This window comes from Streptomyces sp. NPDC088733, assembly GCF_044751185.1.
Lineage (GTDB): Bacteria > Actinomycetota > Actinomycetes > Streptomycetales > Streptomycetaceae > Actinacidiphila.
Genome location: NZ_JBIVLH010000003.1, coordinates 339547 through 352496, shown reverse-complemented (window position 1 = coordinate 352496; position 12950 = coordinate 339547). Strand labels below are relative to the sequence as shown.

6 protein-coding genes are annotated in these 12950 nt (G+C 73.2%); 1 reads left to right on the top strand and 5 read right to left on the bottom strand.

Going from position 1 to position 12950, the window contains the following annotated elements; translation table 11 throughout:
• Nucleotides 1–48: 48 nt before the first annotated feature.
• From malQ to ACIP64_RS07665, 3 genes are all read right to left on the bottom strand, one after another.
• On the bottom strand, nucleotides 49–2142 hold the full coding sequence (gene malQ, locus ACIP64_RS07675) for a 4-alpha-glucanotransferase (RefSeq protein ID WP_401582851.1): 2094 nt from the start codon (nucleotides 2140–2142) through the stop codon (nucleotides 49–51).
• Nucleotides 2143–2717: 575 nt separating this feature from the next.
• The gene (locus tag ACIP64_RS07670; protein WP_401582849.1) at nucleotides 2718–4130 is read right to left on the bottom strand and encodes an amidase; all 1413 of its coding nucleotides are present in this window, start codon (nucleotides 4128–4130) and stop codon (nucleotides 2718–2720) included.
• Nucleotides 4131–4223: 93 nt separating this feature from the next.
• On the bottom strand, nucleotides 4224–7517 hold the full coding sequence (locus tag ACIP64_RS07665; protein ID WP_401582848.1) for a S8 family serine peptidase: 3294 nt from the start codon (nucleotides 7515–7517) through the stop codon (nucleotides 4224–4226).
• A gap of 475 nt (nucleotides 7518–7992) precedes the next feature.
• On the opposite strand from ACIP64_RS07665, the gene ACIP64_RS07660 reads away from it, so the two are divergent.
• Entirely contained in the window at nucleotides 7993–8724 is a 732-nt protein-coding gene (locus tag ACIP64_RS07660) for a phosphotransferase family protein (protein ID WP_401582846.1), read from the top strand.
• A gap of 285 nt (nucleotides 8725–9009) precedes the next feature.
• Here ACIP64_RS07660 and ACIP64_RS07655 read toward each other — a convergent pair whose 3' ends face one another.
• Complete coding sequence (locus ACIP64_RS07655) at nucleotides 9010–9984, bottom strand: hypothetical protein (protein WP_401582844.1); 975 nt, start codon at nucleotides 9982–9984, stop codon at nucleotides 9010–9012.
• Nucleotides 9985–10293: 309 nt separating this feature from the next.
• Complete coding sequence (gene pepN, locus ACIP64_RS07650) at nucleotides 10294–12876, bottom strand: aminopeptidase N (protein ID WP_401582843.1); 2583 nt, start codon at nucleotides 12874–12876, stop codon at nucleotides 10294–10296.
• Between the last annotated feature and the right edge of the window lie 74 nt (nucleotides 12877–12950).

Sequence of the window (12950 nt, the reverse complement as noted above, 5' to 3'; positions counted from 1 at the left end):
TAGCGAACGCTCCCGTACCCCGCGCGCCCGGGGTGCCCTTCACGGGGGCTACGGGACATCCGTCGCCCCCATCGCCGTGCGCACCTCGTGGGCGAGGGCGTGCAGCCGCGGCGAGGCGGCCAGCTGCTCCAGGGTGAGCGGGCGGCCCTCCGCGTCGGCGATCGGCAGCCGCCAGTTGGGGTACTCGTCCCAGGTGCCGGGCAGATTCTGCGGGCGCCGGTCGCCGACGCCGTCGGGCAGCCACACCCCGACCATCCGCGCCGGCGTCGCGGCCAGGAAGCGGTGCACGGCCTTCACCACGGACTCCTCGTCCCGCGTGCCCTCCGGCAGCAGCCCGAGCCGGCCGAGCAGCGCCAGCCACTCCGCGACGTCCACCGCGTCGGCGGCCTGCTCCTCCTCCAACGACCGCGTCAGCAGCCCCAGCCGGTGCCGCAGCCCGACGTGCTCGCCGGTCAGCCGCGCGGCCGTGGTCGGCAGGTCGTGCGTGGTCACGGTGGCCAGCACGTCCGCCCGCCACTCCCGCGGCGGCAGCGGCCGGGCGTGCCCGTGCCCGCCCGCGGCGGCCGCCCCCTCCCAGTCCCGCTCGAACCAGAGCACCGACGTGCCGAGGATGCCCCGGTCCGCGAGCTCCTCCCGTACGCCGGGCTCCACCGTGCCGAGGTCCTCCCCTATGACGACCGCTCCCGCGCGGTGCGCCTCCAGGGCGAGGATGCCGAGCATGGCCCCGGCGTCGTAGCGCACGTACGCACCCTCGGTCGGGGGCCTGCCCTCCGGCACCCACCACAGCCGGAACAGCCCCATCACATGGTCGATGCGCAGCCCGCCCGCGTGCCGCAGCACACCGCGCAGCAGATCGCGGTACGGCGCGTACCCGGTGGCCGCGAGAGCGTCCGGGCGCCACGGCGGCAGCCCCCAGTCCTGGCCGCGGGCGTTGAAGGCGTCCGGCGGGGCGCCCACCGACATGCCGCGGGCGAGGGCGTCCTGCAGCGCCCAGGCGTCGGACCCGGAGGGGTGCACCCCCACCGCGAGGTCGTGCACGACGCCCACGGCCATCCCGGCGTCACGCGCTGCCCGCTGCGCCGCGCCCAGCTGACTGTCCGTCAACCAAGCCAGCCAGCAGTGGAAGTCGACCTGGTCCAGCCGCTGCCCGCGCTGCCGGGCGACCTGCCCCGACCGCGGGTCCCGCAGCCCGGCCGGCCAGGAACGCCAGTCGTGACCGTGCAGTTCGGCCAGCATCGACCACGTGGCGTGGTCGTCCAGCGCCTGCCCCTGCTCGGCCAGGAAGTCCCCGTACGCGGCCCGGCGGCCCGGCGACAGCGGCACCTTGCGGACCAGCGCCAGCGCCTCGCGCTTGAGCTCCCACACCGCGTCACGGTCGATGAGGGCGTCCTTCAGCAGCACCGAGTCGCGCAGCACCGCCGCCCGGCGCAGCAGGTCCGCCGCGCGCTCGCGGTCCCCCGCGTCGAGATGGGCGTACTCCGGGATCTCCTCCACCCGCAGGTACACCGGGTCCGGGAAGCGGCGCGAGGACGGCCGGTACGGCGACGGATCGGTCGGCCGCCCCGGCACCGCCACGTGCAGCGGATTGACCTGGAGGAAACCCGCGTGCAGCGCCCGCCCCGTCCACGCCGCGAGGTCCGCCAGGTCACCGAGGTCGCCCATGCCCCACGAACGCGCCGACAGTACGGAGTACAGCTGCGCCATGAAGCCGAACACCCGCTCGGGCGGCCCCGGAAGCCGCTCCGGCGCCACGACCAGCAGCGCCGACGCGGTCCGCCCGTCCGGCGTCCGCGCCCGCAGCGCGTGCCGGCCGACCGGCAGCGCCGCGCGGCCGTCCCACGCGCTCTCGACCCCGTCCTCGCGCTCCACCCGCAGGGCCGTGCCCTCCGGCAGTGTCAGCCCCGCCGGGCGCCCGGCCCGCAGCACCACGTTCCGGGGCAGCAGCCGCTGCCCCGCCCGCTGCTCGTGCTCCGCCAGTGCGTCCCGCACCGCCGCGGGCGTCGAGGCGTCCACCCCGAGCGCGGCCAGCACCTGGACGACGGTGTCGTCCGGCACCCGCACCTCCCGGTCGGCCGAGGGGCGGTACGTGGGGGCTACGCCGTGCAGCACGGCAAGTCGGTCCCGCTCGGCGGCATCGGTCATCGGGGTGCGCTCCCGGGGGTGGTCGAAACAGGGCGACAGCCTCAGCCATACCCAATGCGTGCGGGTTCGCTGCGCTGGCCGCCCGGGTTTTTTCCCCGCCCTCCCGCCCTCCCCCAACCTTCGGCCGGGGGTGCCCCCAGCCCGGCACGGTAAGTGCGGGCCCCGCCCGTTTGCCGTGGGGTCGGTGCCGCGCCGGGGTACGTCCTCAGCGCTCGCGGGTTACCCCCGCGATTCGTGTACCGCGGTCACCGCTCGTCGCTTCCGGGCGCACCCCGCCACACCCCCTCCCGGGGCCGGTGGGGCGACTTACGGCCGGTGGGGGTTCGGATGGGCACTTGCGGTGACCCCGGACCGCCTCTTCGCCCACCCACCGGGGATCAGGCGCATGGCGAAACCTGAGGGGGCGGGGTCGGAGGGGTGGCGTTCTGGACTGTGGAGCATATTTGGGTGCACAACCCGGAGTGATCAAGCCGGGTACCAGAGGCACCTAAATGTGCTGTCCAGAATGGCAGCCCCGGAGGCCCCGAACCCGGCCCCCGGACAACGCGCGTCGGGGCGCCCTGACTTCACAGGGCTCACGGGAGGGTGGGTGGGGGAGAAACAGGCCAGGGGGCCGCAGCCTCAAGCTGCTGCGCCAGGGCGAGAAGCGGCCCCTCCGCGCCGTGAGGCGCGCCGAGCATCATGCCGATCGGCAGTCCCCCCGCGCTCCACCCCAGCGGCAGCGACACCGACGGCAGCCCGGCGATGTTCCAGGGCGCGGTGAAGGGGGTGAAGGCCAGTTGCGCGGCGAAGTCGGCCGCGGGGTCGGCGTCGTCACGCAGGGTGCCGACGGGTGCGGGGAGCTGGGCGAGGGTCGGGGTGAGGACGGCGTCGTAGGGCTGGACCGCGCGGGCCAGTTTGCGGCCCGCGGCCTGCATCGTGCCGAGGGCGCGCGCGTAGTCGAGGCCGCCGACGTCCAGTGCCTGGGCGCGCAACCACGCGGTGAGCGGGAGCAGTTCGTGCTCGCGCTGCGGCGGGACGGGCGTGAGGGCCGCCATGACCGCCCATACCGGGGTGAACGCGTCCCGGTCGCCGGGGGCCAGCGGTTGGGGCACGTCGACGACCTCGTGCCCGAGGCTTTCCAGCAGGGCCGAGGTCCGCTCGTACGCGGCGAGCACTTCCGGGTCGACGGTGGCCCCGGCGACGTCCGGGCGGGCCCAGCGGGCGATGCGCAGCCGGCGCGGTTCGTGGTCGCACCACCGCAGGAACGTCCGCTCGGGCCGCGGCAGCGGGAAGGGGTCGCCGGGGGCCGGTTCGGAGAGCACGTCCAGGAGCGCGGCGGCGTCGCGTACCGTGCGGGCGATCGGGCCGCCCACGGCGAGTCCGCTGATGTCGCCGCCGGGTGCGAGGCTCACCCGGCCGCGGCTCGGCTTGAGGCCGACCACGCCGCAGCAGCTCGCCGGTATCCGGATGGAGCCGCCGCCGTCGCCGGCGTGCGCGGCCGCCGCGAGGCCCGCGGCGACGGCGGCCGCGGCGCCGCCGCTGCTGCCGCCCGCGCCGCGGGTGAGGTCGTACGGGGTGCGCGCGGGCGGTCCGACGCGGCCCTCGGTGTAGGCGGGCAGTCCGAACTCGGGGGTGTTGGTCTTGCCGGTCATCACCGTGCCCGCGTCCCGGAGCAGGGTCACCACGTGGGCGTCCTGTTCGGCGACGCGGTCGGCGAACACGGGGGAGCCCGAGGTGAAGCGGATCCCCGCCACCGGGGTGAGGTCCTTCACCGGGACCGGTACCCCGAGCAGGGGTGGCAGGTCCCCGCCGGCCAGCAGCAGCCGCTCGGCGCGCCGGGCGTCCTGAAGGGCCCGTTCCGGGGTGACCGTGAGGTACGCCCCGAGCGCGGGGTCGATCCGTTCGATCCGGTCCAGGTGATGGGTCGTCAGCTCGACCGGTGAGATCTCCCGGCGGCGTACCGCGGCGGCCTGTTCCAGCATCGTCAGCTCGTGGGGTGCGGTCACCCTGCCCAGCCTAGGCCGGTACGGCCCGGGCAAAAGGCCGGGGCGGGTGCTCGTTCCAGCACCCGCCCCGGATCGTGCGCAAGGTCGCGCGGACTAGCCCGCGTTCACCTTGCCGATGATGACGCTGCCGGTGCCCGCGGCGGTGCCGTTGGCGTTGAGCAGCTGGACCTCGCCGAAGAACTGGCGTCCCGCCGGAGCGGGGGCGGCCACCAGCACGTTCGCGGTGACGTTCGCCGAGGCGCCGTTGGCCAGCGGCACGCTTGCCGCCTCGTCGACGACGACCGAGCCGAGCGACGCCGAGTAGAAGACGTCACGGTAGTCGTACGCGGTGGTGCCGGACGGGACGGCGAAGCCGTCCACCTCGATGGTGTAGGTGCCGGCCGCCGGGTTGGCGATGCTGACGGCCTCCTCGGAGTCGCCGTCCGCGGAGCGGCCGACCTCGACGCCGTTGCGGAAGACGTACAGGTCCAGGTCGGCGCCGGTGTCCGAGGTGCTGCCGATCGCCACGTCGAGACGGGTGGCGCCCGCGGGCACGACGACCTGCGTGTCGATGACCTGGCCCTCGCTGATGGACGGACGGGTCGCCTCGGCCGAGCCGAGCGCGCCGCCCTTCAGCTTGCCCTGCACGGCGGCGAAGCCGTTGGTGACCTTCCACGAGACCGGGGCCGGGGTGCCGACGGTGGCCTCGGCGACGGTCTGGACCTCGGGGTCGAAGGAGACGCCGAGCGCGGTCGCGGTCAGGGTGTACGGGTTGTCCAGCAGCGGCGAGGTCCGCCGTGCCTCGACCTCGAACTCCCAGACGCCCGGCAGCGGCTTCGCGTAGGAACGCAGGTCGGGGCGGCAGGTGTTGGCCGGGTTGTTGTAGTTCGGGTAGCAGGACGGCGTGGAGGTGTCGTCCACCGGGACGCCCCACGGGTTGATGGCGATGAAGCGGGTCTGGCTGCCCGCCGCGAGACCGCTCATCCTGACCTCGAGCGACTTGGCGCCCTCGGGCACGGTCACGAAGTACGACGTGGTGCTGTTGCGCTGGACCGTGTCGGACGCGGTGAACGCGTAGCCCGGCTTGGCCTGCGGCGTGGCGACCACGACCGTGTTGAGGATCTGCTGGTCGACACCGCGCGTCGACGGGTCGTCGACCTCGAGGATCGCGCTGTGCGCGCCGGCGGTGTGCGGCTTGGCGGTGATCTGCACGGTGACCGGCGTGTTCAGCGGCAGGTCGACGGTGTCGTCACCGGGGAACCGCCAGGTGCTGTCGTCGTTCAGCCAGTGCAGGTCGTGGCGGATCACGCGGTCCGGGCCGGAGGTGCGGGTGAGCGTGACGTCGTACGTCTTGCTCTGGTTCGCCTTGAGGCCGGTCTCGCGGTCGTAGACGCCGGTGCCGTAGCCCGGGGTGGCCAGGAACTGCGACAGGGCGGTGGAGACCGGGGCCTTGACCGTGTAGGTGTTGGCGTCGGCACCGGTCTTGATCAGATGCCAGGCGCGGTCCACGTCCAGCAGGCCGGCGCCCTGGGCGAAGGCCTGGACGTCCTTGATCTTCTTCGCGGTGCTGATCAGCGCGGTGCGCAGCTTCACCGGAGTCAGGTCGATGCCGGCGTCCTTGGCCGCGGACAGCAGCAGCGCGGAGGCGCCGGCGGCCTGCGGGGAGGCCATCGAGGTGCCCTGGAGCATGCCGTAGCCGGGCGGCAGGCTGTAGCCGGCCTCGGCGACGGGGGCGCCGGGCTCCCAGGTCGGGATGGCGTTGATGGAGGCACCGGGGGCCGAGATGACCGGCGCGATGCCGCCGTCCTCACGCGGGCCGCGCGAGGAGAACGGCATCATGTCGTAGTCCTTGGTGACCTGCGAGCCGTAGTTGGCCGCCCAGGTCTCCTTGGAGATCGTCGCGCCGACGCTGATGACCTTGTCGGCCAGGCCGGGGTCGCCGATGGTGTTGAGGCCGGGGCCGCTGTTGCCGGCCGAGATGACCAGCTGGACGCCGTAGTCGTCGATCAGGCGGGTGTACAGCTGGGCGCGCACGTTGTTGCCGTCGTTCAGCGCGGGCAGGCCGCCGATGGACATGTTGACGATGTCCACACCGCGGTTGACGACCAGGTCGATCATGCCCTCGGTCAGCGCGATGTTGGTGCAGCCGCCGTCCCAGGAGCAGGCGCGCGAGGAGACGAGCTTCGCGCCCGGCGCCGCGCCGATCATCTTGCCGCCGAACAGGCCGTTGGCGGAGGTGATGCCGGCGACGTGCGTGCCGTGCTCGGACTGGATGACGCCGATGTTGACGAAGTCGGCCTTCTTGCCGATCCAGTCGCCGCCGTACGGGTCCGTCGGGACGTCCTTGCGGATCTCCACCACGAACGGGATCCGCTCGGAGATGGCCGTCGCGGGGTTGTCGGTGCCGAAGTACCCGACCTGGAAGCCGTCCTTGTACGGCTTCATCGGGGTGTCGTCACCGAAGTTGCCGTTGTCGTTGAGGTCCACCCGGACGGTGCCGGCGGCCGGGTCGTAGAGCACGCCCCACAGGTCGGTGGTGTCGCCGTCCCGGTTGAGGTCGCCGGCCATGTCGCCGCCGACGGTGGCCGACTCGCGGAACACCGTGACCTGCTGCGAGGGGTTGAGGGCGGTCCAGGTCCTGGTGCCCACGGTGACCGTCGGGCCGTTGGTCATCCGGCGCCAGGTGGCATCGTTGTCCAGGATCGGGTCGGTCGCCGTGACCCAGTCGACGATCTTGCGCTCGCCGGTGGTGGTCTTCTGCAGCGCCGGGTGGCCGAGGTCGACGCCCGAGTCGAGGATGCCGATGGTGACGCCGCGGCCGTCGGCCTCGGGGTTCTTGCGGACGAAGTCGGCCGCGCCGGTCTCCCACGCGGGCTGGTACGGGTTGACCGCCGGGGTGTTGGCGTCCGGGCCCGGGTAGGTGACGGCCGCGGACTTCTTCGCGGAGGCCGTGGCGGCGTCGCCCGACGGGGTCGGGTCGTCGAGCTTGATCTCCTGCTTCAGGTCGACGGCCTGCACGGAGGAGAGCTCCTGCGCCGCCGCGATGGCGGCGTCGGCCTTGCCCGTCGGGACGGTGGCGCGGACGTAGCCGAGCTTGTCGTACGTCCGGTCCACCGAGGCGCCCTTGAGGGCGTCGATCTCGTCCGAGATCTGCTCGGTGGAGCCCGCCTTGGTGGCGATCATCATCGTGACGTTCTTGTCGCCGGCGGCCTTGGCCTTGGCGAGCAGTTCCGCGTCGGCGGATCCGAGCTTGTCGCCGGCGGTCTTGACCGCCGCGTCCGCGGGGTCGTGCGCCGGGTCGGCGAAAGCGGTGGAGGCGGATATTCCGGTCGCGGTCAACGCGGCGACGAGGCCCGCGGCGAGCGCGATGCGGACGCGTCTCTTCCCGCGTATGTGTTCAAGAGACATGGGCATCCTTGTTCAAGATTTGGGCGCCAGTTGACGGACACAGTGGTCCATGTGCCGGGTTGTTGGGGAGTGCCGGAGATGGCGCAGGTCTGCCATGACGCGAATGCGTCAACGTGGCGACGACTGCGAATGCCGCACAATGCCCCAACCCGCCCAAGTCGCCGTCCACGCGCCCGCGGTACGGCCCTGCCATGCGGGGGGACGGGTGAACATCGAATGAGCAGTTCACTGCGGAAGGGCCGGTCCCGGATGGCCGGCGCGCGGACCGCCGGCCGATGTCAGGGGACCGGCGTCGGCCGTTCCGCCCGTGTTGGGCCACCGGTCACACCGGTCACCGGTGCCGCCCCGCCCCTCGCGAGGTACCGCGCCGCTGTGTCCACTCCGTCCACACCGAACCTTGGCCGATTGCCACCGAGCATCGACCGACGGCCCTGCGCGGGCGGGGGGTCGGCTCAGCGCCCGGCACGATGGAGCCATGGAGATCGAAGTCCCGTTGTCGGGCGGACGCATCACTCCTGGCGTGGTCAGGGTCGGCAGCACCGTCCGGCGGCCGGTCGGCGCGTCGTCCTCGTTCGTCGCCGAGCTGCTCGGTCATCTGCGGCAACAAGGTTTCACCGGCGCTCCGCGTCACCTCGGGTTCGACGCGGTCGGTCGGGAGGTGTTCAGCTACCTCCCCGGCTGGGTGCCTGCCCGTTTCCAACGCTGGACCGACACGCAGGTGGCCGCCGCGGGCTCCCTGCTCCGCGCTTTCCATGACGCCACGCGCGGCAGCCGCCTGGCCGGCCGGCACCCCGTGGTCTGTCACCACGACCCAGGGCCGAACAACACGGTCTTCGCGAACGACGTCCCGGTCGCCTTCATCGACTTCGACACCGCCGCGCCCGGCGACCCCCTTGAGGACCTCGGATACATGGCGTGGACCTGGTGCATCTCCTCCAGACCCGACGCACCGCCCGCCACCGCACAGGCGGCGCAGGTGCGCGTCCTCGCCGACGCGTACCGGCTCGACTCCGCTGCCCGTCCCCGCCTCATCGATGCCGCGCTCGACCGGCAGACCCGAAACGCCCATTGGTGGCGCAGCCACCTCGCAGGCCCGCCCCCGCACGTCGCCGGAGGCCAGGAGATCGCCGAACGCATCCGGTGGTCCGACAGCGATCACGCCCATACCTCGGCCAACCGCGCGATCTTCGAAGCGTCCCTGGTCTGACGGATCGACGCGACGGCCATCGGTCAAGGGTCGATGTCGCAGGACACCCCCTGCCGCACCCGGTCTGACGGACCGGCAGTCCCCGGCGCCGCGTGTGCCCCCGCCTCGTCCCGGCCGCCGGCTTGTACCCACCCCCGTGGCCCCCGCCGGCGGACCGTCTTCCGTGGCCGGAACGGGCGCCCAGTGCCCGTATCGGTGAGACCGCGCCTCTGCACGGCCGTTCCCGGGAGGTCCCCACCGCCTCCCGTCCCCGGCTCGTCCGCAGAGCCCGGTCTCTGGTCGGCCTCAGCGGGGGAGTACCACCACGTACGAGGCCGGGTTGCGGTCCACCGAGGCCATCAGCGCGGTACGGACGACGGCCGCCTGCTGCTCCAGCGCCTCGCGCAGCTTCTTCGGGGTGATGTGCACCACCGTGATGCCGAGCCGCTCCAAGTGCTCGCGCTTGCGGGCGTACTCCGACCACAGGGCGTCCTCGTCCTGGCGCGGGGCGCGCGCGTCGATCTCGACGGCGACCGCGTGCTCCGGCCAGTACGCGTCGACGCCCCCCAGGTGCGGGCCGCCGGGCAGCCGCAGGTCCACGTTCCACACCGGGTCCGGCAGGCCGAAGCAGCGCACCATGTCGTACAGGCGGCTCTCGGCGATCGCGCGGCCCTCGGCCAGCAGCGCGTCCACGGCCTCGACGACGTGCGGCCGCGACAGGAGCCGCGCGCGGCTCAGCTCCCGGACGACGGACGTGGCCTCGCAGTGCCCGCCGCGCACCGCCTCGGTCAGCACCAGGCGCACCGTCTCCGCGTCCTCGAGTTCGGCCACCGCGTCGGCCAGTGCCCGCTGCACCGGGGCGCACGGGATACCGCCCACCAGGTGCGGGCGCGGCGGGGTCTGCGTCCGCACGAAACCCACGTCGCCCGCGGCGCGCACCTTGCGCTGACGGGCCACCAGCAGGTCGATCCGCTCCAGCCCGAGCAGTGGGGGGACCGAGGAGAAGCGGTGCAGGGCGAGGCACGCCAGGCCGGTCACCATCGCGTCGCCGTCCGCGTACAGCAGCGCCGCCTGCAGCCGTTCCTCGCTGGTGGGCGGTCCCGGGTGCAGCACGTAGACCTTGGGCAGCACCTCCTGCCACGGGCCGTCCGGTCCGCAGCGTTCCGAGAGCGTGCCGGGGGTGACGCCGTGCTCGCGCAGCTGACGTGCGGTCAGTACCGCGGGCCGCTTGCGGGAGGGGTGGTCGAGGGGGCGGGGGCTGAGGGGGGTGTTGTGGTTCATGTCGGGTCAATTCCCGCTGCCCGGGGGCGGGCTAACCGCTGTTACCGTTCCGTCGACAAATGCGGACATCCCCGCACTAAAGTTCAGACGTTCGGTTGCCGAAGGGCGGATTTCACCTATCCGGGTGTACCGGCCCCGGCTGCCTGCGGATTCGTCACCGCGGTACCCGGGGCACCAGGGGGTGCCCGGACGGGGGACCGTACGCCGTTGGGGTGACCGGACGTCTGTTCCCGGGGGAGCGGGGGCGCGCGGGTAGCGTGCGGGGGTGCGCCGACCGCCGGGCGGCGCACCCCCGCACACGACCTCGGGTCAGGCCTCCGCGCCGGCCGCGGTGTCGCGTTCCTGGGCGCGCAGCGCCCGCGCGAGGTCGTCGCGGCACTCGGCGACGAGCCGCCGCAGGGCGGGAGCGGCACCGGAGTGCGCGTCCAGCCACGCGTCCGCGGCGTCGACGGTCTCCGCGCGGTCCTGCAGATGCGGGAAGAGCCCCCGGACCACGGCCATGGCGATCTCGATCGACCGCTCCGCCCAGATCCCCTCGATGGCGGCGAAGTACCTCTCGGCGTACGGCGCCAGCAGTGCGCGCTGCCCTGCCTGCTCGAAGCCCGCGATGGTCGCCTCGACCAGCGCGTTGGAGAGCGTGTCGGACTCCACGACCGCCGCCCAGGCCTGCGCCTTGACCGCCGCCGAAGGACGCGCCGCCAGGCAGCGCACCTGGTGCCGCCTGCCGGAGGCGGTGTCGTCGCGGGCGAGTTCGGCGTCGATGACGGACCCGTCCGCGGCGCCGCCCGCGGCCAGCGACTCCAGGAACGTCCAGCGCAGTTCCTGGTCCACCTCCAGGCCGTCGACCTTCTCGGTGCCGTCCAGGAGCGAGCGCAGGAACGCCGTCCCGGCCTCGCCCGAGGCGACCGAGGCGTGGAAGCGGGCCCAGGCCAGCTGGTGCCCGCTGCCGGGCTCGGCCGCGCGCAGCTCGCGCAGGGCGCCCTGCTCCAGGGCGCGCAGCCCCTCCTCGCGCCACTGCGGCGCCGCGTAGTCGTGCAGGGCCGTACGGGCCTGCATGTGCAGGCCCTGGAGCACGCCGATGTCGGTCTCCGCGCCCGCGAAGCGCAGCACCAGGCCGAGGTAGTCACGGGCCGGCATGAGCCCGTCGCGCGTCATGTTCCACACCGCGGACCAGGTCAGCGCCCGCGCCATGGGGTCGGCCAGCTCGCCCAGGTGCTCCCGGACGGCGGCCAGGGAGTCCTCGTCGAAGCGGATCTTGCAGTACGTCAGGTCCTCGTCGTTGACCAGGACGAGGTCGGGGCGCTCGGCCCCGGCCAGCTCGGCCACGACGCTGTGCGCTCCGGCGACGTCGGTCTCGGTGCGCGCGTACCGCTCCAGGGCGCCGCCGGGCGTGCGGCGGTAGAGCCCGACCGCCACGCGGTGCGGCCGCAGCTGCGGGTGCGAGGCCGCGGCCTCCTGCACCACGGCGAGCTCCGCGACGCGCCCCTCGGCGTCGTACGTCACCTGCGGCGTCAGCGAGTTGACGCCCGCGGTCTGCAGCCAGGCCCGGGACCACTCGGCCATGTCGCGCCCCGAGGTCTCCGCCAGCACCGACAGCAGGTCGCCGAGCCCGGTGTTGCCGTACGCGTGCCGCTTGAAGTAGCGCCGCGCGCCCTCGAGGAACGCGTCCCGGCCGACGTAGGCGACCAGTTGCTTGAGCACCGAGGCGCCCTTGGCGTAGGTGATGCCGTCGAAGTTGAGCTTGGCGTCCTCCAGGTCGCGGATGTCGGCCGTGACCGGGTGCGTGGACGGCAGCTGGTCGGCGCGGTAGGCCCACGCCTTGCGACGGTTGGCGAAGGTGATCCAGCCGTCCTTGTAGCGGGTCGCCTCCACGAGCGAGAACGCGCCCATGAAGTCGGCGAACGACTCCTTGAGCCACAGGTCGTCCCACCACTTCATGGTGACCAGGTCGCCGAACCACATGTGCGCCATCTCGTGCAGGATGACGTTGGCCCGCGCCTCGTACGACGCCTGGGTGACCTTGCCGCGGAAGACGTACTCCTCCCGGAAGGTGACCAGGCCCGGGTTCTCCATCGCGCCGATGTTGTACTCCGGCACAAAGGCCTGGTCGTACTTCCCGAAGGGGTACGGGTAGTCGAAGTGGTCGTGGAAGAAGTCCAGGCCCTGCCGGGTGACGGTGAAGATGTCCTCGGCCTCGAAGTGCCGGGCCAGGCCCTTGCGGCACAGCGCGCCCAGCGGGATCTCCAGCTCCGTGCCGTCCGCCAGGGTGCGCCGGTAGCTGTCGTGCACCATGTGGTACGGCCCGGCGACGACCGCCGTGATGTACGTCGAGATCGGCCGGGTCGGCGCGAAGTGCCGGGTCTCGCCGCCGTCCGAGACGCCGGTGACCCGCTCGTTGCTCAGCACCACCCAGGACTCCGGGGCGGTCACCGAGAAGGTGAAGGGCGCCTTCAGGTCGGGCTGTTCGAAGTTCGCGAAGACCCGGCGGGCGTCGGCCGGCTCGTACTGCGTGTAGAGGTAGACCTCGCCGTCCTCGGGGTCGGCGAAGCGGTGCAGACCCTCGCCGGTGCGGCTGTACGCGCACTGCGCGTCGACGACCAGCACATTGTCGGCGGCCAGGTCCGGCAGCGCGATCCGCGCCCCGTCGAAGACCTCCGCGGGGTCCAGCTCCCGCCCGTTGAGGAGCACCGACGTGACGGAGGGCGCCACCAGGTCCGCGAAGCTCGCCGTGCCCGGCTCGGCGCAGCGGAAGCGGATCGTGGTGACCGAGCGGTAGGTCGGCTCCTCCGCCCGGACCGCCGACCGGAGGTCGAGCGCGACCTCGTAGCCGTCCACGGCGAGCAGCCGGGCCCGCTCGTGGGCCTCGTCACGCGTGAGGTTCTCACCGGGCACGGGGTCTCCATCCTTGGCACGTCGTTGTGGGGTCCGTCTTGTGGACGCCAGGCATCTTCGCACGCGGCACCCGG